The following is a 21,292-nucleotide window of genomic DNA, read 5'->3' as shown; positions in this document are numbered from 1 at the left end:
GTGACCGGACTCCTCGCGGCACTGCCGCTGATCCCCCTCGCCGGAGCGGCGGCCCTGCTGCTCGGCGGGCGCCGCACCAACACCTGGGGGCACCTGCTCGGGACCGCGGTCGCGGCTCTCTCCTTCGTGGTGGCGGTCGTCGCGTTCGTGCTGCTCCTGGGGCGCGAGACCGCCGATCGTTCCGTGAGCACCGTGCTCTACCACTGGTTCTCGGGCGGCGACCTCTCGGTGGACCTGGCCCTGCGGCTCGATCAGCTGTCGGTGTGCTTCGCCCTGCTGATCACGGGCGTGGGCACGCTGATCCACGTCTACTCGATCGGGTACATGGCGGACGATCCCGGACGGCGGCGGTTCTTCGGCTACCTCAACCTGTTCCTCGGCGCGATGCTGGTGCTCGTTCTCGCCGACGACCTGGTCGTGCTCTACCTCGGCTGGGAGGGCGTCGGTCTCGCCTCCTACCTGCTCATCGGATTCTGGCAGCACAAGCCGGCGGCGGCGACCGCCGCCCGGAAGGCTTTCATCGTCAACCGCGTCGGCGACATGGGCCTGGCGCTGGCGGTGGCCGTCACCCTGACGACCTTCGGCACCACGACCTTCGGCGAGTTCCTGCCGCACGCCGGTGAGGCCGGTGAAGGCACGCTGACCTGGCTCGGGCTCCTGCTGCTCCTGGCGGCGTGCGCGAAGTCCGCGCAGGTGCCCCTGCAGAGCTGGCTCGGCGACGCGATGGAGGGCCCCACCCCCGTCTCCGCGCTCATCCACGCCGCGACGATGGTCACCGCGGGCGTCTACCTCATCGTGCGCACCGGCCCCGTCTTCGAGGCAGCGCCCGTGGCACAGGGTTTCGTGCTCGCGGTCGGCGCGGTGACGCTGCTCTTCGGCGCGGTGATCGGCTGCGCGAAGGACGACATCAAGAAGGCCCTGGCCGCGTCGACCATGAGCCAGATCGGCTACATGGTGCTCGCCGCCGGGCTCGGCCCCGCCGGCTACGCCCTGGCGATCGCGCACCTGCTGGCACACGGCTGTTTCAAAGCCGGGCTGTTCCTCGGCGCCGGCTCGGTCATGCACGGGATGAACGACGAGACCGACATGCGCCGCTACGGCGGTCTCGGAAAGCTCATGCCGGTCACCGCGATCACCTTCGGGCTCGGCTACCTCGCCATCATCGGCGTCCCGCCGTTGTCGGGCTTCTTCACCAAGGACGGGATCATCGAGGCCGCGCTGGGCCGCGGCGGATTCTGGGGTGTCGTCCTGGGCGGGGCGGCGATCCTCGGCGCGGGGATCACCGGCTTCTACATGACGAGGGTGATGGTGCTGACCTTCTTCGGCAGGCCCCGCTGGCGCGCGGGCACGCATCCGCACGAGTCGCCGCGCGTGATGACGGCGCCCATGGTGGTGCTGGCCCTCGGCAGCATCGGGGCGGGCGCGCTCCTGGTGATCGGCGGCACGCTCGCGGACTTCCTCGCTCCCGCTGTCGGATCCGCGCCCGAAGCGCACCACGCGATTCCCGCCTGGGCGGTCACGTTGCTCGTGCTCGGCGCGGTCGCGGTCGGCGTGGCTGTCGCGGTCCGAGTCACGCGGACCGTGCCCGTGGAGGCACCGTCGGCGGTGAGCGCCCTGACCCGCGCCGCACGGCGCGACCTCTACGGGGACGCCCTCAACGAGGCCGTCTTCCAGCGGCCCGGGCAGGCCGCCACGAACGCCCTGCTCGTGGCCGAACGGACGGGTATCGACGGTGCCGTCGACGCGATCCCCGCAGGCGTGCACCTCGGATCGCTCCTGCTGCGACGCTCGCAGACCGGGTACGCCCGCAGTTACGCGCTGACGATGCTGGCCGGGACGGCGGTGCTCATCGGCGCCGCCGCCGTGTGGCTCTCATGACCGGGCCGTGGCTGACGCTGCTGTGGGCGGCGCCCGCGATCGGCGCCGTGGCCGCCGCCGCACTGCCCCGCGCGGCACGCTGGATCGGGCTCGCGGCCGCGCTCGTGGCGCTCGTGATCGGCATCGGGCTGGCGGTGGCCTTCGACCCCGCCGGCGGCTTCCAGTTCGTCGAATCGCACTCCTGGATACCGTCGTTCGGGGCCGGATACCGCCTCGGCCTGGACGGCACCGGGCTGGTGCTGGTGCTGCTCACCGCCGCACTGCTGCCGGTCCTGTTGCTCGCCGGCTGGCGGGAGGCGTCCACCGAGCGGGGCGGCACGTACGTCGCGCTCACGCTGGCCGTCGAGGCGATGGTACTCGTCAGCTTCGTCGCCACCGACGTGCTGCTGTTCTACCTGGTCTTCGAGGCCATGCTGATCCCCCTGTACTTCCTGCTGGCCGGCTTCGGCGGCACCGGCAGCGACCGCGGGCTCCGCACGCACGCGGCGTTGAAGTTCCTGCTCTACAACCTCGCCGGAGGCCTGGTCATGCTGGCCGCGGTGGTCGGGGTGTACGCCACCGCCGGAACGTTCGACCTACGGGCCCTGCTCGACGGTGCCCGCCCCGGCCCCGGGATCGGGCAGGACCTGATGTTCCTGGGCTTCCTGTTCGCCTTCGCGGTGAAAGCGCCGCTGTGGCCGCTGCACACGTGGCTGCCGGGCGCTGCTGTGCAGACCAATCCCCCGACGGCCGTACTGATGATGGCGATCGTCGACAAGGTGGGCACCTTCGCGATGCTCCGCTACTGCCTGACCCTGTTCCCCGACGCGGCGGCCCGGTTCGCGCCGTGGGTCGCGGCGCTGGCCGTGATCGGGATCGTCTACGGCGCGATCCTCGCGATCGGACAGTCCGACGTGATGTCGCTCATCGCATACACCTCGATCAGCCACTTCGGCTTCATCATCCTCGGCGTCTTCGCCCGCACCGGCGACTCCCAGGCGGGATCGGTGCTCTACATGGTCAACCACGGCGTCGCCACCGCCGCGCTGTTCCTCGTCGCCGGGGTCCTGGTGGCCCGGCGCGGGAGCCGCCGGATCGGCGACTTCGGCGGCGCCTGGTCACGGGCGCCGAAGCTGGGCGCGATCTTCCTCCTCGCCGGGCTCGCGACGCTCTCGCTCCCGGGCCTCGGCCCGTTCGTCTCCGAGCTGCTCGTCGTGGTCGGCACGTACCCGCGGTGGGCCGTCGCCGCGGTGATCTCCGTTCTCGCCCTGGTGCTCTCGGCGATGTACGTGCTGTGGACCTACCAGCGGATGTTCACCGGCCCGGTGCCGGAGGCCGTGGAACGCACCGTCGACGATGCGCGGCCGCACGAGCTCCTCGTACTGGTACCGCTGGTGGTCGGCCTGTTCGTGCTGGGCTTCTTCCCCGGGCCCGCGCTGGACGCGATCAATCCGTCGGTCTCGCCCACGGTCGCGGAGGTCGCCCGATGAACCCGCAACCACTCGGCCCTCTCGCCGCGCTCCCAGCGCCGCAACCGCTCGGCCCGCTCGCTGCGCTCCCGGCGCCGCACATCGAGTACTCGCAGATCGCGCCCGCCATCATCGTCTTCGCCGCGGCGATCGTGGGAGTGCTCGTGGAGTCGTTCGCGCCCGCCGGGATCCGGGCGAAGGCCCACGCGGTCATCGGCGGGGGCGCGGTGGTGGCCGCGCTGATCGCCGTGGCGGTGCTCGCCGACACCGGCTCCCGACCGCGCGCCGTCCTCGCCGGGTCGGTCGCCGACGACGGCCTCTCACTCGCACTGCAAGGCCTGCTGCTGATCTCCACGCTGCCCGCGCTGGCACTGATGGTGGCGCGCTACGACTCGCTCACGCACACGGAGGCGGTGCCGCTGACGCTGTTCGCGCTCGGCGGCATGCTGGCCTTCGTCTCGGCGCAGGACTGGCTGACGCTGTTCGTCGCTCTCGAGGTCTTCTCGCTGCCCCTGTACCTGCTGTGCGCGCTGGCCAAACGGCGCGGGCTGCTCCCGCTCGAGGCGGCGCTGAAGTACTTCCTGCTGGGCGCGTTCAGCTCGGCGATCCTGCTGTTCGGCATCGCGCTGCGGTTCGCCGCGACGGGCTCCACGTCGATCACGGCCGCGCCCCAGGACGCGGTGCTCGGCACGATCGGCGCCGCGCTGATCGGCGTGGGGCTGTTGTTCAAGGTCGGCGCCGTGCCCTTCCACTCGTGGGTGCCCGACGTCTACCAGGGCGCGCCGACGCCGGTCACCGCGTTCATGGCGGCGGCCACGAAGATCGCGGCGTTCGGCGTGCTCGTGCGCCTCACCCTGGTCGCCTTCCGCGACGTGCCCTGGCGGCCCGTGATCGCCGCGGTCGCGGTGGTCACAGTGCTGGTCGGCTCCGTCATCGCGGTCACCCAGAACGACGTGAAGCGGATGCTGGCGTACTCGGCGATCGCGCACACGGGCTTCCTGTTGATCGGCGTCTTCGCGGGGACCGTCCGCGGGACCGGGGCGGTCTGCTTCTACCTGGCGGTCTACGGACTGAGCACGGTCGGCGCGTTCGCCGTGGCGGCGGCCGTGCGGGAGACGAGGCCCGACGGCGGCACCGTCGAGGTGTCCGACCTGGAGCGGTGGGCCGGGCTGGGCCGCTCGCGTCCCCTGCTGGCGGGAGCGATGGCGCTGTTCCTGCTGTCCTTCGCCGGGATACCGCTGACCGGCGGATTCACCGGGAAGTTCGCCGTCTTCGCCGCGGCGGCGCAGCAGGGCGGCGGAGGGCTCGTCGTCGTCGGCGTGCTCGCCAGTGCGCTCGCCGCGGTGTTCTACCTCCGCGTGCTGATGACGATGTACTTCGCGCCCGCCCACGAGTTCGCTCCCGACGTGCCGCGTGTGGACCCGCTCACCGGATTCGCGATCGCCCTGGGGATCGCGGCGGTGCTCGCGCTCGGCGTGTTCCCGCAGCCGTTGTTGGACCTGTTCGCCGATCTCACGGTGTTCCGCGGCCGATAAGTAGAATCGTCACTCATGAGTGACAAGCCGCTTCCGTTCAGCAACGGCCTGCAGTTGAAGTCGATGGGCGCAGTGCTGCTGCTGGTGCTCGGCGTGCTGATCTGGCGGCTCACCGATGCGACCACCACGACGGCCCGCGTGCTGTACGTGGCCGCGATCGTCTTCGAGCTGCTGTTCTTCGTCGGCCTGATCTTCGCGAGCCGCTTCATCAAGGCGCAGCACGACAAGGCCGAGGCGGCCTACCGGGCCCAGGTCGCAGCCGCGCAGGCGGAGGCCGCGCCGAACGACGACGGTGACGCCGCACCCGGTTCCGGCCGGCCGGACGCGCCGTGACGGCGTCGTCGAAGGCCCGTAAGGAGGCGGGCGCGCCCGTCCGCAAGCGGATGACGGCCGCCGAGCGCCGCAACCAGCTGGTCAACACCGCGCGCTCCGTCTTCGCCGACCGCGGCTACGAGGCGGCGACCATCGAGGAGGTCGCCGCGAAGGCGGGCGTCTCCAAGCCCGTGGTCTACGAGCACTTCGGCGGCAAGGAGGGTCTCTACGCGGTGGTCGTGGACCGCGAGATGGAGATGGTCCTCGAGGTCTTCTCCCGCGCCATGCTCGAGGACCGGTCGAAGACGCGGATCGAGCAGATCGCGCTGGCTCTGCTGACCTACGTGGAGGAGCGCGCCGACGGCTTCCGCATCCTCACCCGCAACAGCTCGGCCGAGCACTCCGGCGGGTACTCGACGCTGCTCAACGATCTGGTGAGCCAGGTGGAGAACCACCTCGAGGGCGAGTTCCAGAGCAAGAACCTCGACCCCGAGCTCGCGCCGCTGTACGCGCAGGCGCTGGTCGGAATGGTCGCGATGACGGCCCAATGGTGGCTGGAGGTGCGCACGCCGCCCAAGGAGGCCGTCGCCGCCCACATCGTCAATCTTTCCTGGTACGGCCTCATCGGCCTCAAGGAGAACCCCGTCGCGATCGAGCCCAGTCAACTGGGCGAGGGCGACCAGCCCGCCTAGTCGCCCAGCCCGGTCAGCGCTGTTCGCTGACGAGCACCGCACGGGTTCCCGCGACGAGGGCCTCGAAGACGTGGGGCGCGTCGCCCGGGTAGGTGATGAAGTCGCCCGGCGCGAGCGTCACCGGGCGGTCCGCGGGTCCGGCCAGGGCCTCGCCGCTGCACAGCAGGACGTGTTCGACGGTGCCGGGAACGTGCGCCGCCGAGTCCCTCCGCGATCCCGGCGAGGCGTCGATGCGGTAGACGTCGCGACGCACTCCCGGCGGTGACGCGGTGAGCAGCGTCGCGGCGTACGCGGCGGAGTCGGACGGCACCGTCGCTCCTTCGTCGGCCCGGACCACCGTCACCTCCACCTCGCCGCCTCCGAGCAGCCGCGCGAAGGGCACCCCGAGCGCAGTCGCCAACGCCCACAGCGTCTCGACGCTGGGATTGCCCGTACCGGCCTCGAGTTGGGACAGCGTCGATTTGGCGATGCCCGCCCGGCGTGCCAGCTCAGCCATACTCCAGCCCGCTGCGGCCCGTTCACGTTGGATCCCCGCGGCGATCGCCATGATCGGCACACTCGACATGTTCGGTTCACACTCCCATCGTTCGACTTGACGAACACTTCCAACGAGTTCATCCTATTGGACATGCGTACGGTGCGGCGAACAATGGAGCTGGACCCCTTGGTCCGGCCGGCGGCATTGCTGTCCTTCGCCGTGCTGTGCGTGGGCCTGGCGTACGGAGCCCAGACAGTGGCGGCGGGCCTGCCCTGGTGGTTCGCGCCACTCCTCGGGGTCACCGTGCTCGCGGCGTCCTCCGAGATGCTCTTCGTCGGGTTGCTCGCCGCCGGCGGATCACCTCTACTCGCGTTCGCCGCCGGCGCGCTGGTGAACGTGCGTCACGTGCCGTACGGACTCGCCGCAGCGCCGTACCTGGGCACCGGTGCGGCGAGGATCGCACGCTTCCACCTCATCAACGACGAATCCGTCGCACTCGCGCTCGCGCAGCCCGACGTGGCGGCGGGCCGACGAGGACTGACGTACGCGGGCGCCGGCATCGCACTCGCCTGGCCGTTGGGCGCGGCCGCAGGTGCCGCGCTCGGGTCGATCGTGGATCCGGACGCACTGGGACTCGACGCCGTGTTCCCCGCAGTGATCCTGGCTCTGATTATCCCCGCACTCAGGGAGGCCGCGCCCCGCCGCCCCCTGGCTCTCGGCGCGGTCCTGGCCCTGACCGCCGCGCCGTGGGCTCCGGCCGGCCTCGCCCCCGTCCTCGCACTCCTTGCGCTCCCCGTGTTGCGCGTCGCGATGGGGCGGTGGCCGTGACCGCTTTCCTCGGGGCCGGCGCGGCGCTCGCCGCACTCACCTTCGTCTTCCGCGCCGTCGGCCCGATGCTGGCCGACCGGTTCACCCCGAGCGCCGCGACCCGACGAGCCATCGACACCAGTGCGCTGACGCTCCTCGCGGGGGTCGCGGCGACCGCCGCGATCACCTCCGACGGTGGGTTCGCGGGTCTCGCCCGCGTCTGCGGCGTTGCTGCGGCGGGCGTGCTCGCCTGGCGCCGCGCGCCGCTCCCGCTGGTCATCATCGTCGCAGGCGCGACGACAGCCGCACTGCGCGCGCTCGAAGTCGCGTGAACGACTGGCCGGTCCCGCCGTACCGCGCGCCGCGTGCGACCCCTCAGTGGAGCAGGCCCAGCACGATCGCGATCAGCACCAGCTTGAGCAGCCAGTCCCCCGCGTGGATCGCGGCCGTCTGCCAGGGCACCCGCTCCCAGATGATCGAGCCGGTCAGCAGTACCAGCGGGAACGCGACCCAGAGCACCACGGCCGGCACGAGGGCGCCGGGGAGTGACAGGAACCCGGACCGGTCGACGATCCACGCGAAACCGGCGGCGACGATCGCCGTGCGGAGCAGTTCCGCGACGATCTTCGCCGGCCCCGGCTTCCCCCGGTCGAGCGCGCGGTCGCCGAGCGCGCGCTGCTCCACCGGAGAGAGCAGCACGTAGTAGACCGAGCTGAGTACGAATGCCGCGAGGGCGGCGACGACGATACCTGCGACGATCATGGCGTCCTCCTTTTAGTACCAACTAGTACTCTACGACGTCGCACGAGTACTGTCCAGTACTATTTCAGGCATGGACAGCTCATCCGAGACTCCGCGGCCCCGCGGCCGACCCGGCGGCCGGGGCGGCGCCGACCTGCTCGCCATCGCCCGGGACCTGTTCCTCGACCGGGGGTTCGCGGGCGCCACGATGGACGCCGTCGCCGCTGCTGCGCGGATCTCCAAACAGACCCTCTACCGGCAGTACCCCTCGAAGGACGATCTGTACGCGGCGGTCGTCCGGGACTGGGTGGACCGCGGCCGCGACGCGATGCGCCCGCACCTGGACGCGCTGATGGCGACCGAGGACGCCGAGGAGGGACTGCGCGCACTCGCCGGCATCCTGCAGGCGGGCGTCCTCAGCAGCCCGGTCCTCCGCATGCGCACGCTGGTGGCCGCGGAGGCGCACCGCTTCCCCGATGTCGCCGAGGACTACGTGCGGCGCAGCTGGGACCGCAACCAGTCCCTACTCGCCGACGCACTCGCCCATCTCGCCGCCCGCGGCCTCCTGCGCATCGACCGGCCCGCCGCCGCGGCCGAGCAATTCACCTGGCTGACCCTCGCCGCGCCGCTGAACCGGCTCACGCTCACGGGTGGTCGCGCGGGCTGTACGCAGGAGGAATCGAACGCGGTCGCCGACGAGGCGGTGACCACCTTCCTGGCGCGGTACGCACCGTCGGGCTCCGGCGGCTGAAGCGGCACTCGGGTCCGTCGGCACGTGTCGGACCGCGCCAATACACTGGTTCGGTGCCTGACGTCGTTGCCTTCCCCGCCCCGGCCCTTTCCGGACTGACCAGGGCCGTCGCCGCCGATCCGGACGTCGCCGCCTTCGCGGGGGCCGCGGGCAGGCCCGACCTCACCGTCACCGCGGTCGACGGTGCCCGGCCCTTCCTGGTCTCGGCGCTCGCCGATCGCGCCCCCGTCCTCGTCGTCACGGCCACGGGTCGCGAGGCCGACGACCTCTCCTCCGAGCTGCAGGAGATGCTCGGGGAGGACGCCGTCGCCCAGTTCCCGAGCTGGGAGACCCTGCCGCACGAGCGTCTGTCCCCCGGTGCCGACACCGTCGGACGGCGCCTGCAGGTACTGCGCCGCCTCGCGCACCCCGACGACGCCGAGTACGGCGCGCCGCTGCGCGCCGTGGTGGCGACGGTCCGCTCGCTGGTGCAGCCGATGGCCCCCGGGCTGGGCGACGCACCGTCGATCACGCTGCGCGAGGGCCTCGAGCACGACTTCGACGAGCTCATCGAGACCCTCGTGGAGCTCGCCTACACGCGGGTCGACATGGTGGGCAAGCGCGGTGAGTTCGCCGTGCGCGGCGGCATCCTCGACGTCTTCCCCACCACCACGGATCTGCCTGTGCGCGTGGAGTTCTTCGGCGACGAGATCACCGATCTGCGCGCCTTCTCCGTGGCCGACCAACGCTCGCAGCCCGAGGTCGAGGTGGGTACGGTGCACGTCTACCCCTGCCGCGAGCTGCTGCTCACCCCCGAGGTCCGCGAGCGCGCCGCGGTGCTCAAGTCCCAGCACGAGTCCGATGCCGCGCTCGCGGAGATGCTGGAGAAGCTCTCCCAGGGCATTCCGGTGGAGGGCATGGAGGCGCTGATCCCCGCGCTCATCCCGGGCGATCTCCAGTTGCTCACCGACGTGCTCCCCGCGGATGCGCACACCCTGCTGCTCGATCCCGAGAAGATCCGCACCCGCGCAGCCGATCTCGGCCGTACCGGCCAGGAGTTCCTCGAGGCGTCGTGGACCGCGGCCGCGCTGGGCTCCGCGGCGCCGCTCGATCCGACGGGGATCGACCTGGGCGCCAGCGCCTACCGCCCGCTCGACGAGGTGCACGCCTCCGTCTCCGACCGCGGCCGCCCGTGGTGGACCGTCTCCCCGCTCGCGGCCGGGCCCGAGACCGGCGACGACCAGCTGATCGTCCACGCCGAACACGCCCCCGCCCCACGGGGTTCCGAGGCCGAGGCGGAGAAGCTGTTCGCCACCCTGCGCGCGCACGCCGCATCCGGCGGTACCGGCGTGATCGTGGTCGCGGGCCAGGGCACCCGGGCCCGGATCATGGAGCGCCTGCGCGACGCCGAGGTCCCGGCCGTCGAGCTCGACGCGGGCGCCGCCCCGCAGCCGGGCACCGTCGGCGTGCTCCGCGGCAGCCTGCAGACCGGCCTGACCATCGCGGCCGAGAAGCTCGTGCTGCTCGCGGAGCCCGACCTCACGGGCAACCGGGTCGCCGGTGTCGGCGACGGCCGGCGGCTGCCCGCCAAGCGCCGCAACCAGGTCGACCCGCTGGCCCTGACCGCCGGGGACCTGGTGGTGCACGACGAGCACGGCATCGGCAAGTTCGTGGAGATGATCGAGCGCACCGTCGCCGGTGCGCGGCGCGAGTACCTGGTGATCGAGTACGCGCCGGGCAAGCGCGGCCAGCCCGGCGACAAGCTCTTCGTGCCGATGGAGTCCCTCGACCAGCTCTCCCGGTACGTGGGCGGCGAGATGCCCGCGCTGTCCAAGATGGGCGGCAGCGACTGGCAGAACACCAAGCGCAAGGCCCGCAAGGCCGTTCGCGAGATCGCCGGCGAGCTGGTGCAGCTCTACGCGGCGCGCAACGCCGCACCCGGCCACGCCTTCGCGCCGGACTCGCCGTGGCAACGCGAGATGGAGGACGCCTTCCCCTTCACCGAGACCATCGACCAGATGACGGTCATCGGGGACGTGAAGGCCGACATGGAGAAGCCGGTCCCGATGGATCGCGTCGTGATCGGCGACGTGGGCTACGGCAAGACGGAGATCGCGGTGCGGGCGGCTTTCAAGGCCGTGCAGGACGGCAAGCAGGTCGCCGTCCTCGTGCCCACGACGCTCCTCGCCCAACAGCACCTGAAGACCTTCCAGGAGCGCATGCAGGGCTTCCCCGTCACCGTCAAGGGCCTGTCCCGCTTCACCGACAAGCTCGAGACCCGCCAGGTCCTCGACGGTCTCGCCGACGGCAGTGTCGACGTCGTCGTCGGCACCCACCGGCTGCTGCAGACGGGCGTGCGGTGGAAGGACCTGGGGCTGGTCATCGTCGACGAGGAGCAGCGCTTCGGCGTCGAGCACAAGGAGCACATCAAGGCGCTGCGCACCAACGTCGACGTGCTCACCATGAGCGCCACCCCGATCCCCCGCACACTGGAGATGAGCATGGCGGGCATCCGCGAGATGTCCACCATCCTCACCCCGCCCGAGGAGCGGCACCCCGTGCTCACCTACGTCGGCGCCTACGACGACAAGCAGGTGGCCGCCGCCATCCGTCGTGAGCTGCTGCGCGACGGCCAGGTCTTCTACATCCACAACCGCGTCAGCTCGATCGACAAGGCCGCCAAGCACATCCGCGACCTGGTGCCCGAGGCCCGCGTCGTGGTGGCGCACGGGCAGATGGGCGAGGAGGCGCTCGAGAGCACGGTGCAGGGGTTCTGGAACCGCGAGTTCGACGTGCTGGTGTGCACCACCATCGTCGAGACGGGCCTGGACATCTCGAACGCGAACACCCTCATCGTGGAGCGCGCCGAGAACCTGGGCCTGAGCCAGCTGCACCAGCTGCGCGGCCGCGTGGGCCGCTCCCGCGAGCGCGGCTACGCCTACTTCCTCTACCCCGCCGAGAAGCCGCTCACCGAGACCGCCTACGACCGGCTCGCGACCATCGCGCAGAACAACGATCTCGGCGCCGGCATGGCCGTGGCGATGAAGGACCTCGAGATCCGCGGCGCCGGTAACGTTCTCGGTGCCGAGCAGTCCGGTCACGTCGCCGGTGTCGGCTTCGATCTGTACGTACGGCTGGTCGGCGAGGCGGTCGAGGCCTACCGCGCCGCCGCCGACGGTAAGCCGATCACGGTGCCGGAGGAGCAGAAGGAGGTGCGCATCGACCTGCCGGTGGACGCGCACATCCCGCCCGATTACGTCACCAGCGACCGGCTGCGCCTGGAGGCCTACCGCAAGCTGGCCGCGGCGCACGACGACGCGGCCGTCGCCGAGGTGCTCACCGAGCTCACCGACCGCTACGGACCGCCGCCGGTCGAAGTGGAGCGGCTCGCGGCGATCGCGCGGCTGCGGTCGCTGGCCCGCGCCGCCGGCGTCACCGAGATCACCGTGACCGGAACGAATCTGCGGATCTCGCCGCTGGAGTTGCTCGACTCGCAGCAGATGCGGCTCAAGCGCCTGTACCCGGGCGGCTCGTACCGCGCGGCCACCCGCACCGTCACCATCCCCCTGCCCCGTGTGGGCGGGGGCGGCATCGGCAGCGAGCGCGTCCGCGACATCGAGGTGCTGCAGGCGGTGGCGGACTTCCTCGCCGCGATGGACGGGAAGGGCGCCGGCTACTGGCGCCTCGACCAGCCGCCCCGCGCCCTGGCGACCGCGGAGGCGCCGTGACCGAGGCGCGCGGCACCGTCGTGCTGCTCAACCCCGCGCTGCCCACACTGCTGCCCGTCGCGGCGCTCGAGCGGCTGACGGGGCCGGTGTACTACACCGAGGAGCTTCCGGTGCGGCTGGCGTGGCACCTGCCCGACGGGCGGCCCGCCCTCGGCGCGGACGTGCCCACCGGGGCGACCCTGCTCACCTCCGACGAGACGCATCCCACGGCCGCGGCCCTGCGCGCGGCCGGCGCCGATCTGATCGGCGCACCCCGTCCCGCGGGGCTGGCGGTGCTCGACACCGTCGCCCTCATCGACCGGTTGCGCCGCGAGGGGCCGTGGGAGTCGGACCAGACCCACGCGAGCCTGCTGCGCTACCTGGTGGAGGAGACGTACGAGGTGGCGGACGCCGTCGCCGCACTCGACGATCCCGAGGGCGGGGCCGCCGCCGCGGCCGAACTGCGCAGCGAGCTCGGCGACCTGCTCCTGCAGGTCGTGTTCCACGCCCGGATCGCTGAGGAGGGCGCGCACCCCTTCGGCATCGACGCCGTGGCCCGCACGTTGTCCGCCAAGGTGCGCCGGCGCACGCCGCATCTCGCCGACGGTGCCGAGGTCGACGTGGCGACACAGGCCGAGAACTGGGAGCGACAGAAGCGGCTCGAACGCGGCGACCGCGCCTCCGTCCTCGACTCGATCTCGCTCGGCCAGCCCGCTTTGGCCCTGGTGGCGAAGGTCTTCGAGCGGCTGCGCGGCGCCGGCTTCCCCGCCGAGCTCGTGCCGGAGGAGTTGCGCACCGTCACCGTCGACCCGACGGAGACGGACGCGCGGTACGAACTGGACTACCGGCAGCGCGTGCTGGCGTTCATGGACCGGGTGCGCGAGGCCGAGGCCGTGATGGCGTCGAGCGGGGTAGAATCGTGGGTCACCGCCTGGGGCGACGGTCACGCCGGGAACCCCGAGGCACAGCCCGGACGTTGAGATCGCGTCCCGAAGTTCCCTCGAGAGAGTTCACGGCAAGGTCATGGTCAGTTCCCGCATGCGCGCGGCGATCGTCGTCGGCGTCGCGTCGACGGTGCTCGCCGGGTGCGGTGCGCTCGAACCGCGCCCCGAGATCCCGCAGGGCATCCCGCCCGGCGCGGGCGCGCCCGTGCCGTACATCAATGTCAACGGCCCCGGACGCACCTCCGACCTGCTGCGCGACTGGGCCACACCGATCAGCGTGGCCACCGGCATCCCGGTGATCTCGCTGGAGGCGTACGGCAACGCGGCCGAGGCCCTGCGCCAGCGCACCCCCGAGTGCGGTATCTCCTGGACCACCCTGGCCGGGATCGCGTTCATCGAGAGCAAGCACGGCACCTATCACGGTGCCACGGTCGCCCCGGACGGGAAGGTCTCGCCGCCCATCCGCGGCGTGCCCCTGGACGGGACGAACGGCAACATGGAGATCCGGGCGACGGGGACCGACCCGCACCGGCCGAACGCCACCTTCGACGCGGCGATGGGCCCGTTCCAGTTCATCCCCGAGACCTGGAAGCGCTTCGGCGTGGATGCCAACGGGGACGGCCGGGCCGACCCCGACAACATCGACGACGCCGCGATGACCGCGGCGCGGTACCTGTGCGTCTCGGGCAAGGACCTGACCACGGCCCGGGGCTGGGAGAAGGCCGTGATGGTCTACAACCAGTCGCGCAAGTACGTGCTGGACGTGCGCGACGCCGCTGCCGCGTACTCGGTGAACGTCCAGCCCTGACGGCTACTGCGCGGAGCGGCAGAGTTCGAGCTGCGTCCGCAGCTCGGCGCACTCGTCCTCGAGGGCCAGGATGCGGTCGACGCCGGGGAGGTTGACGCCGGTGGCCACGAGTTCGGTGATCCGCCGGATGCGGGTGATGTCGTCCTCGCTGTAGCGGCGCGTGCCACCGGCGGTGCGCTGCGGCCGGATCAGCTGGCGCCTCTCGTACAGGCGCAGCGTTTGCAGGCCGACCTCCGAGAGCTCGGAGGCGACGGAGATGCTGTAGACGCCGAGGTCGGAGCGCACGCGATGGGACTCCGTCATCGCACTCCTCCTTCGAGCCCGAGCGCGGCACCGGGGTTTCGTGTGCCGCCCGTGGGCGAAAACCTGTCTTCCGAAGTGTAGATCCTGCCCGGCGCCCGGTGGACGCGCCCCGCCGAACCCGCGGGCAGCGGCCGGGAAACGCTGCCGACTTCCGTCAACGCTGCCGGTGGTCGGCAGCGTTCGGAGGTTTCGGCAGCGTCCCCGGCACGACGGTGCTCGTCAGCTGTGCGGAACCTCGGCCATCGGAGGCAGATCCCCCACGGCGGCGTCGTAGGCGTCGATGAGCCACGCCGCGGAACGATCCGCGACGACCACGGACGCACCGTCATCGAGGGCACCGTCGAAGAAGCGGACCCGCCAGGGCGCGCCGGCATCGTCGTCGGCGAGGCCGACCACCGTGTCGGTGTTGGTCGCCAGCAGGTACCGGCCGAGCTCGAAATCGACGCGCAACGCGTACTGGCCGCCGAGATTCTCCACGCGCGCCGAGCGCTGCGTGGAGACCTCCAGCGCATGCAGGGCATCGGTGTACCGCCCGGTGAATTCAGGCCTACGGGGCACGCGCGACTCGCTTCTCTCGACCTGCCGCGGCCGGGATGCCGGTCGCGCGTCCCCAGGCTACGTGACCGGCTACTTCCGCTCGGCGACCGCCGCGTCCTTGACCGCACGCGCCCGCTCGACGAGCGCCGGCGCCTTGCGGCGGACGGTGCGCGCCGCCGAGTCGGCGCCGTCGGCCGCGTCCTCCCGGAAGGCGTGCAGCTTCTCACTCGCGGCGCCCAACAGGTCGGAGGCGGTCTCCGCCGCATCGGCCAACACGGGGCGTGCGCGGTCCGCGGCGTCGGCGAGGACGGGCCGCGCGCGGTCCGCCGCATCTGTCAGCACCGGGCGTGCCCGGTCGACCGCGTCGGACAGGGCGGGCTTGACCTTGTCGGCGGCGTCGGTGATCGCCGGGCCGGCCTTGTCGACCGCGCCCACGATCGCGGGCTTGGCCTTCTCGACCGCGGCGGCACCGTACTCCTGCGCCGCGTGCGCGCGATCATGCCAGGTGGGCGAGTCGTCACCGGACCCGATCGCCTCGCTGACCCGGTCGGACGCCCGCTCGGCTGCGCGCCGTGCGCGCCAGCCGAGGCCGGGGCGGCCCTCGGTGTCGAAGCCGGCGATGAGCAGGCCGCCGAGCAGCGAGAGGTTCTTCACGAAGTGCAGCTGCTGCTCGCGCCGCGCCTCGGGCTCGCTCTGCGCCCAGAACGGGTGATCGAGCACCGTCGACGGCACGAGGGTGCCGGCGAGTGCGAGCGAGGCCACGCGGGGAACGCGACCCGTGGCGAGCAGCAGACCGCCGCCGAGCTGGATGCCCGAATTGATCCGCACCCAGGTCCGGGCGTCGGTGGGGACCACCGGCGAATCGGGCAGCGCCTCGGTGGCCTTGTCCACCAGCGGTGCGACGGTCTCGGCCTTACGCCCCGGGTCGCTCGTCAGACCGGTGTACCCGGTGTAGACGAAGACCGATCCGAGTAGGGGTCGTGCGATACGTCGAATCATGTCCAGTTCCCATCGTCATCGGTTCACGGAAGGTGCGGCGTCACTTGCCGGAGAGCTTGTCCTTCACCTCGTCGACGCCCTCCTTGACCTTGTCCGCGGCACCGGCGATCTTGTCCTTGATCGAGGCCTCGGCCTGCTCGCCGCGCCCCTCGTCCTTGAGCTGCGGGTCGTCGAACGCGGAACCCGCCGCCTCCTTGGCGCGGCCCTTGATGTCCTGCGCCTTGTTCTGCACGTCGTCGCTGAAGCTCATGTGGGTCTCCTTCGTTGTGTGCTGGAAGTTCTTGCGGAGTACTCGACGATCGGCCGCGTCAGCCGATCGGCAGGCCCACCCAGCCCACGAGCAGGGGCGTGAGCATCAGCCCCAGCATGAGCAGCAGCAGGCCCACGATCACGACACCACCGCGGGGATGGAGAACAAGGGGCGCGTCCGCCTGGACGGCTGCGACCGGTCGTCGGGTCGACGCCGCCGTGCGGTGATCGATCATCTTCAGCCCCTTACTAAAATCTATGCCGTGTCGAGCAGATTTCACGCTATGGGTTGAGTTGATTCCTGTCAACAGGAGAGTCAGAAAAGATTCGCCACGGCTCCTCGATCAGCGTGTGAGCTGGGAAGACCGGTTCGAACCCGGCTGATCCCATCTCCACCGCACGGGCGGCGACGGCGATCGACGGCCCCTCTCGGATGGAGCGCCGATAGCGTGGAGCCATGCGCATCTGGTCGGTCCACCCCCGCTACTTGGACCGGCAGGCGCTCGTCGCCTGCTGGCGGGAGACGCTGCTCGCCCAGGCGGTGCTCGCCGGCAGGACGAAGGGCTACACGCAGCACCCGCAGCTCGAGCGCTTCCGCGCGACGCCGGAGCCGCTCGCCGCGGCGGGTTCGTACCTCGCCGCCCTCGCCGACGAGGCCGACGCCCGCGGCTACAGGTTCGACCGCGCACGGATCGACGAGCCGGCCACGACCGTCGCACCGATCGACGTGACCGACGGTCAACTCGACCTGGAATGGGCCCACCTGGCCGCCAAACTGGCGGCGCGCAATCCGGAGGTCGCCGAGCGATGGCGCGAGGTCGTCACGCCGGACCCGCACCCGAGCTTCCAGAGGGTGCCGGGCCCCGTCGCGTCGTGGGAGCGGGCGCAGGCGCCACCGCGCTGAACTGCTCTCCCGCCAGGACTCGAACCTGAAATGTCTGAACCAAAATCAGAAGTGTTGCCGATTACACCACGGGAGATCGGGTCCGGGCGCACGCTCGGAACCGTCGCCCAGCATTGTGCCACGGACCGCCGCAGCCGACTGCTCTCGTAGGATTGCGCCGACGCTCGACGCGAACGAATGACTCGGCACGACACCTCAGGAGCAGCGATGGCGAACGGTACAGCGGTGGTGATCCTCGCCGCGGGCGCGGGAACGCGGATGCGGTCGAAGGTCCCGAAGGTGCTGCACGCGATCGCGGGGCGCACCCTGCTGGCCCACGCGCTGCACGCCGCCGCGGGCACGAAGCCGGAGCACCTCGTGGTGGTCGTCGGACACGACCGCGAGCGCGTCGCCGAGGCCGCGCTCGCCACCGCGGGCGAGCTGGAGCACGAGATCCTGGTCGCGGTGCAGGAGGAGCAGCGCGGCACCGGCGACGCGGTCCAGGCCGGCCTGCGGGCCCTGCCCGCCGACTTCAGCGGCACCGTCGTGGTGACGGCCGCCGACGTCCCCCTGCTCGACGCCACGACGCTCACCGAACTGCTGGCCACTCACACCGCCGACGAGGGCGCCGCGGTCACCGTGCTCACCACCGCCGTCGCCGACCCGACGGGCTACGGCCGCGTCCTGCGCACCCAGGACGGCCAGGTCACGCAGATCGTCGAGCAGAAGGACGCGACGCCGGAGCAGCTCGCGATCACCGAGATCAACTCCGGGGTCTACGCCTTCGACCACGCCCGCCTCGTGGCCGCGCTCGCGCAGCTGCGCCCCGACAACTCGCAGGGCGAGCTGTACCTCACCGACGTGATCGGGATCGCCCGCGCCGCGGGTCAGCTGGTCCGCGGCGACCACGTCGATGACGACATGCTGGTCGCCGGCTGCAACGACCGGCTCCAGCTCTCGCACCTGGGCCGCGAGCTGAACCGGCGCATCATCGAGCGCCACCAGCTGAACGGCGTCACCATCCTCGACCCGGCGAGCACGTACATCGACGTGGACGTCGACATCGCCCCCGACGTGGTGATCCATCCGGGCACCCACCTGCGGGGCGCCACCGTCATCGCCGAGGACGCGGTGATCGGGCCGGACACCACCCTGATCGACACCGAGGTCGGCACCGGCGCCACCGTGCTGCGCAGCGAGGTGCACCTGTCGGTGATCCGCGAGAGGGCGACCGTCGGGCCGTTCAGCTACCTGCGCCCGAACACCGACCTCGGGCCGAAGGGCAAGATCGGCGCCTTCGCCGAGACGAAGAACGCGCAGATCGGAGCGGGCAGCAAGATCCCGCACCTGAGCTACATCGGCGACGCGACCATCGGCGAGGGCAGCAACATCGGCTGCGCCACGGTGACGGTGAATTACGACGGGGTGAACAAGCATCGAACGGTGATCGGCGACCACGTGCGGGTCGGATCCGACTCGATGCTCATCGCACCGGTGGAGGTCGGCGACGGCGCCTACACGGGTGCGGGTACCGTGATCAAGCGCGACGTGCCCCCGGGAGCCCTGGCGGTGTCCGCCGCGGATCAGCGAAACATCGACGAGTGGGTACTGCGCAAGCGCCCGGGCACGAGCTCGGCGACCGCGGCCCAGAAGGCTATCGCGAGGATTGACGAGCAGTGAACAACTGGATCGATAACCAGAAGAACCTGATGCTGTTCTCGGGGCGTGCCCACCCCGAGCTGGCGCAGCAGGTCGCCGACGAGCTCGGAGTCCCGGTCACCCCGCAGACGGCGCGCGACTTCGCCAACGGCGAGATCTTCGTCCGCTTCGAGGAGTCGGTGCGCGGCAGCGACGCCTTCGTCCTGCAGAGCGCGCCCTACCCGGTCAATCAGTGGATCATGGAGACGCTGATCATGATCGACGCGCTCAAGCGCGGCAGCGCCAAGCGGATCACCGCGGTCCTGCCGTTCTACCCCTACGCGCGTCAGGACAAGAAGCACCGCGGCCGCGAGCCCATCTCGGCCCGTCTCGTCGCGGACCTGCTCAAGACCGCGGGCGCCGACCGGATCATCACGGTCGACCTGCACACCGACCAGATCCAGGGCTTCTTCGACGGCCCCGTCGACCACATGCACGCGCAGCCGATCCTGGCCGAGTACGTGCGCGAGCACTACGGCACCGACAACATGGTGGTCGTCTCCCCCGACGCCGGCCGCGTCAAGGTGGGCGAGAAGTGGGCCGACGCGCTCGACGGTGCGCCCCTGGCCTTCGTGCACAAGACCCGCGACCCCAACGTCCCCAACCAGGTCAAGAGCAACCGCGTCGTCGGCGACGTCGCGGGCCGCACCTGCGTGCTGATGGACGACATGATCGACACCGGCGGCACCATCGCCGGCGCCGTGGGCGTGCTGATGGAGGCCGGCGCCAAGGACGTGATCATCGCGACCACGCACGGCGTCTTCTCCGACCCGGCCACGCAGCGGCTCGCCGGCTGCGGCGCGCGCGAGGTCATCACGACCAACACGCTGCCGATCCCGCCGGAGAAGCGCTTCGACACGCTCACCGAGCTCTCGATCGCCCCGCTGCTCGCGCGGACCATCCACGAGGTCTTCGAGAACGGCTCCGTGACCAGCCTGTTCAACGGCAACGCGTAACGCGTGGCGGGCGTCCGCGGCGACTTCCGGGCCGAGATCTGGCTCTCGGAGGTCTTCGCCGGGTGCCGCTTCGTCTCGCTCCCGAACCACCTGGCCGACGAGATCGCCGACACCGTCGACGACTCCCGCCCCGGGTTCGGGAGCGTTCGCGTCTCCGCGACCATCGGCCTGACCACGTGGGCCACGTCGATCTTCCCCGACTCGAAGCGCGGCACCTACGTGCTCCCACTGAAGAAGGCCGTCCGCACGGCCGAGGGCGTCGACGTCGGCGACACCGTCGACGTCCACCTGGCCGTCACGGGTTAGATTGGCCGGTATGGACGCGACGATCTACCACAACCCCAAGTGCAGCAAGTCCCGCCAGGCGCTCGCCCGGCTGGAGGAGGCCGGCGCGACGGTGACGGTGGTCAAGTACCTCGACCAGGTCCCGTCGAAGGCCGAGCTGGCGAAGCTCATCGACGATGCCGGGCTCACCGTCCGGCAGGCCGTCCGCACCCGGGAGGCGGAGTACAAGGAGCTCGGCCTCGCCGACGCGACCGACGACGCGCTCCTCGACGCGATGGTGGCGCACCCCAGGCTCATCGAGCGGCCCTTCGTGGTGACGGCCAAGGGCACCCGCATGGCCCGCCCCACCGAGGCCGTCGACGAGATCCTGTAGCGGAGGGCGATGCTCTTCCGGCAGCTCGAGTACTTCGTCGCCCTCGCGCGCGAGCGGCACTTCGCACGCGCGGCGAGCGCCTGCTACGTCTCGCAGCCGGCGTTGTCCGAGGCGATCCGCAAGCTCGAGCACGAGCTCGACGTTCCGCTCGTGCTGCGCGGCTCCGCCTTCGAGGGCCTGACCCCCGAGGGCGAACGGCTCGTGCCCTGGGCGCGCCGCATCCTCGCCGATCGCGACGCCCTGGAGCACGAGGTCACGGCCCTGCGCACGGGCCTCACCGGGGAGCTGCGCCTCGGCGTGATCCCCGCGGCCGCCACCTCCGCGGCGCTCCTCACCGACCCGTTCTGCGCCGCGCACCCGCTGGTCCGGGTCCGTCTGTGGGCGGGGCTGCGCTCGGCCGACGTGGTCGAGCGGATCCGCCGGTTCGAGCTGGACGCCGGCATCGTCTACACCGACGGCATCGACGTCCACGGGCTGGCCGTGACGTCCCTCTACACCGACCGGCTCGCGCTCATCGCCCGCGAGGACCTCCTCCCGGAAGGTGACGCTCCCCTGTCCTGGGCGGACGCCGCGCAGCTGCCGATGTGCCTGCTGCACGAGGGCATGCACGGGCGCGACCTCGTCGACGGTGCCGCCCGGGCGCACGGGGTACGCCTGTCCCCGCGCCTGGAGGCGGACTCCGTCGCCACGCTGTTGGCGATGGTGGGCGCCGGGCGGTGGGCCTCGATCGTGCCGCGGGCCTGGATCGCGACCTACCGCGCACCGTCGGGGACGCGGACCGTCGAGCTGGCGGGCTCCGACGAGCACCCCCTGGCCACGCCGGTGGCGCTGGTGCGCACCGCCGGAGAGCCGGAGTCGGTCCTCGCGCGGGCGCTGGCGGACAGCGCTCAGCCGGCCGGCTGAGCCTCCCGCCTGCACTGATCGGCGGC

24 protein-coding genes and 1 tRNA gene are annotated in these 21,292 nt (G+C 71.5%); 17 read left to right on the top strand and 8 right to left on the bottom strand.

Features of this window, described 5'->3' with window-relative positions; translation table 11 throughout:
* The 5 genes from nuoL to BLQ62_RS06305 are packed head-to-tail and all read left to right on the top strand — an operon-like array spanning position 1 to position 5,865.
* Positions 1-1,878 (top strand): NADH-quinone oxidoreductase subunit L, encoded by a 1,878-nt coding sequence (gene nuoL, locus BLQ62_RS06325; protein WP_068566668.1) that lies wholly within the window; start codon positions 1-3, stop codon positions 1,876-1,878.
* A complete protein-coding gene (locus BLQ62_RS06320) occupies positions 1,875-3,347 on the top strand; it encodes an NADH-quinone oxidoreductase subunit M (protein WP_068532839.1) in 1,473 nt (490 codons plus the stop codon). Before nuoL ends, BLQ62_RS06320 begins: the two co-directional genes overlap by 4 nt.
* On the top strand, positions 3,344-4,861 hold the full coding sequence (nuoN, locus tag BLQ62_RS06315; RefSeq protein WP_082756621.1) for an NADH-quinone oxidoreductase subunit NuoN: 1,518 nt from the start codon (positions 3,344-3,346) through the stop codon (positions 4,859-4,861). Before BLQ62_RS06320 ends, nuoN begins: the two co-directional genes overlap by 4 nt.
* Positions 4,862-4,876: 15 nt before the next feature.
* Positions 4,877-5,194 carry a hypothetical protein gene (locus tag BLQ62_RS06310; RefSeq protein WP_068532843.1) on the top strand — a complete coding sequence of 106 codons (318 nt, stop codon included), beginning with the start codon at positions 4,877-4,879 and terminating at the stop codon, positions 5,192-5,194.
* Between the two features lie 50 nt (positions 5,195-5,244).
* Complete coding sequence (locus BLQ62_RS06305; protein ID WP_082756692.1) at positions 5,245-5,865, top strand: TetR/AcrR family transcriptional regulator; 621 nt, start codon at positions 5,245-5,247, stop codon at positions 5,863-5,865.
* Positions 5,866-5,878: 13 nt separating this feature from the next.
* On the opposite strand, the gene BLQ62_RS06300 is transcribed toward BLQ62_RS06305, so the two are convergent.
* Entirely contained in the window at positions 5,879-6,430 is a 552-nt protein-coding gene (locus BLQ62_RS06300) for a helix-turn-helix domain-containing protein (protein WP_068532849.1), read from the bottom strand.
* Between the two features lie 84 nt (positions 6,431-6,514).
* On the opposite strand from BLQ62_RS06300, the gene BLQ62_RS06295 reads away from it, so the two are divergent.
* Both BLQ62_RS06295 and BLQ62_RS06290 read left to right on the top strand, forming a co-directional pair.
* Positions 6,515-7,171 (top strand): AzlC family ABC transporter permease, encoded by a 657-nt coding sequence (locus BLQ62_RS06295; protein ID WP_231857645.1) that lies wholly within the window; start codon positions 6,515-6,517, stop codon positions 7,169-7,171.
* Positions 7,168-7,482 (top strand): AzlD domain-containing protein, encoded by a 315-nt coding sequence (locus BLQ62_RS06290; RefSeq protein ID WP_068533690.1) that lies wholly within the window; start codon positions 7,168-7,170, stop codon positions 7,480-7,482. The genes BLQ62_RS06295 and BLQ62_RS06290 overlap by 4 nt, the downstream gene beginning before the upstream one ends.
* A 43-nt stretch (positions 7,483-7,525) precedes the next feature.
* Here BLQ62_RS06290 and BLQ62_RS06285 read toward each other — a convergent pair whose 3' ends face one another.
* Complete coding sequence (locus tag BLQ62_RS06285) at positions 7,526-7,912, bottom strand: DUF1761 domain-containing protein (RefSeq protein WP_068566674.1); 387 nt, start codon at positions 7,910-7,912, stop codon at positions 7,526-7,528.
* A 70-nt stretch (positions 7,913-7,982) separates the two neighbouring features.
* Here BLQ62_RS06285 and BLQ62_RS06280 point away from each other — a divergent pair, with 70 nt between their 5' ends.
* The 4 genes from BLQ62_RS06280 to BLQ62_RS06265 are packed head-to-tail and all read left to right on the top strand — an operon-like array spanning position 7,983 to position 14,080.
* Positions 7,983-8,642 carry a TetR/AcrR family transcriptional regulator gene (locus BLQ62_RS06280; RefSeq protein ID WP_068532854.1) on the top strand — a complete coding sequence of 220 codons (660 nt, stop codon included), beginning with the start codon at positions 7,983-7,985 and terminating at the stop codon, positions 8,640-8,642.
* A 53-nt stretch (positions 8,643-8,695) separates the two neighbouring features.
* Positions 8,696-12,349, top strand: coding sequence for a transcription-repair coupling factor (gene mfd, locus BLQ62_RS06275; RefSeq protein WP_068532858.1), 3,654 nt, complete (start codon positions 8,696-8,698; stop codon positions 12,347-12,349).
* Positions 12,346-13,308: a nucleoside triphosphate pyrophosphohydrolase gene (locus tag BLQ62_RS06270; RefSeq protein WP_082756624.1), complete on the top strand. Its 963-nt coding sequence runs from the start codon at positions 12,346-12,348 to the stop codon at positions 13,306-13,308. Before mfd ends, BLQ62_RS06270 begins: the two co-directional genes overlap by 4 nt.
* 43 nt (positions 13,309-13,351) lie before the next feature.
* Positions 13,352-14,080, top strand: coding sequence for a lytic transglycosylase domain-containing protein (locus tag BLQ62_RS06265; RefSeq protein WP_068532863.1), 729 nt, complete (start codon positions 13,352-13,354; stop codon positions 14,078-14,080).
* 3 nt (positions 14,081-14,083) lie between these two features.
* Here the strand turns inward: BLQ62_RS06265 and BLQ62_RS06260 are convergent, their stop codons facing one another.
* The 5 genes from BLQ62_RS06260 to BLQ62_RS23755 all read right to left on the bottom strand — a co-directional run bounded on the left by BLQ62_RS06260 (position 14,084) and on the right by BLQ62_RS23755 (position 16,404).
* Positions 14,084-14,383 carry a MerR family transcriptional regulator gene (locus tag BLQ62_RS06260; RefSeq protein ID WP_068532864.1) on the bottom strand — a complete coding sequence of 100 codons (300 nt, stop codon included), beginning with the start codon at positions 14,381-14,383 and terminating at the stop codon, positions 14,084-14,086.
* Positions 14,384-14,602: 219 nt separating this feature from the next.
* Complete coding sequence (locus tag BLQ62_RS06255; protein WP_068566676.1) at positions 14,603-14,941, bottom strand: hypothetical protein; 339 nt, start codon at positions 14,939-14,941, stop codon at positions 14,603-14,605.
* Positions 14,942-15,010: 69 nt separating this feature from the next.
* On the bottom strand, positions 15,011-15,919 hold the full coding sequence (locus tag BLQ62_RS06250; RefSeq protein ID WP_068532865.1) for a DoxX family protein: 909 nt from the start codon (positions 15,917-15,919) through the stop codon (positions 15,011-15,013).
* Between the two features lie 40 nt (positions 15,920-15,959).
* Positions 15,960-16,169 (bottom strand): CsbD family protein, encoded by a 210-nt coding sequence (locus BLQ62_RS06245; protein WP_068532868.1) that lies wholly within the window; start codon positions 16,167-16,169, stop codon positions 15,960-15,962.
* 58 nt (positions 16,170-16,227) lie between these two features.
* Positions 16,228-16,404, bottom strand: coding sequence for a hypothetical protein (locus BLQ62_RS23755; RefSeq protein ID WP_156483193.1), 177 nt, complete (start codon positions 16,402-16,404; stop codon positions 16,228-16,230).
* Positions 16,405-16,625: 221 nt separating this feature from the next.
* On the opposite strand from BLQ62_RS23755, the gene BLQ62_RS06240 reads away from it, so the two are divergent.
* Positions 16,626-17,072: a pyrimidine dimer DNA glycosylase/endonuclease V gene (locus BLQ62_RS06240; protein ID WP_068566677.1), complete on the top strand. Its 447-nt coding sequence runs from the start codon at positions 16,626-16,628 to the stop codon at positions 17,070-17,072.
* Positions 17,073-17,076: 4 nt separating this feature from the next.
* Here BLQ62_RS06240 and BLQ62_RS06235 read toward each other — a convergent pair.
* Positions 17,077-17,148, bottom strand: a tRNA-Gln gene (locus BLQ62_RS06235).
* Between the two features lie 131 nt (positions 17,149-17,279).
* On the opposite strand from BLQ62_RS06235, the gene glmU reads away from it, so the two are divergent.
* The 5 genes from glmU to BLQ62_RS06210 are packed head-to-tail and all read left to right on the top strand — an operon-like array spanning position 17,280 to position 21,266.
* Positions 17,280-18,731 (top strand): bifunctional UDP-N-acetylglucosamine diphosphorylase/glucosamine-1-phosphate N-acetyltransferase GlmU, encoded by a 1,452-nt coding sequence (gene glmU / locus BLQ62_RS06230; protein ID WP_068566680.1) that lies wholly within the window; start codon positions 17,280-17,282, stop codon positions 18,729-18,731.
* Positions 18,728-19,705, top strand: a complete 978-nt coding sequence (locus BLQ62_RS06225; RefSeq protein WP_068532881.1) for a ribose-phosphate diphosphokinase — start codon at positions 18,728-18,730, stop codon at positions 19,703-19,705. Before glmU ends, BLQ62_RS06225 begins: the two co-directional genes overlap by 4 nt.
* Positions 19,706-19,708: 3 nt before the next feature.
* The gene (locus tag BLQ62_RS06220) at positions 19,709-20,011 is read left to right on the top strand and encodes a DUF1905 domain-containing protein (RefSeq protein ID WP_068566683.1); all 303 of its coding nucleotides are present in this window, start codon (positions 19,709-19,711) and stop codon (positions 20,009-20,011) included.
* Between the two features lie 10 nt (positions 20,012-20,021).
* Entirely contained in the window at positions 20,022-20,363 is a 342-nt protein-coding gene (arsC, locus tag BLQ62_RS06215; protein ID WP_068532887.1) for an arsenate reductase (glutaredoxin), read from the top strand.
* Between the two features lie 9 nt (positions 20,364-20,372).
* Positions 20,373-21,266: a LysR family transcriptional regulator gene (locus tag BLQ62_RS06210; RefSeq protein WP_068566685.1), complete on the top strand. Its 894-nt coding sequence runs from the start codon at positions 20,373-20,375 to the stop codon at positions 21,264-21,266.
* Positions 21,267-21,292 lie beyond the last annotated feature (26 nt).

The organism is Tsukamurella pulmonis, assembly GCF_900103175.1.
Lineage (GTDB): Bacteria > Actinomycetota > Actinomycetes > Mycobacteriales > Mycobacteriaceae > Tsukamurella > Tsukamurella pulmonis.
The sequence above is the reverse complement of the archived record's forward strand: the minus strand, read 5'-3'. Positions and strand labels throughout refer to the sequence as shown.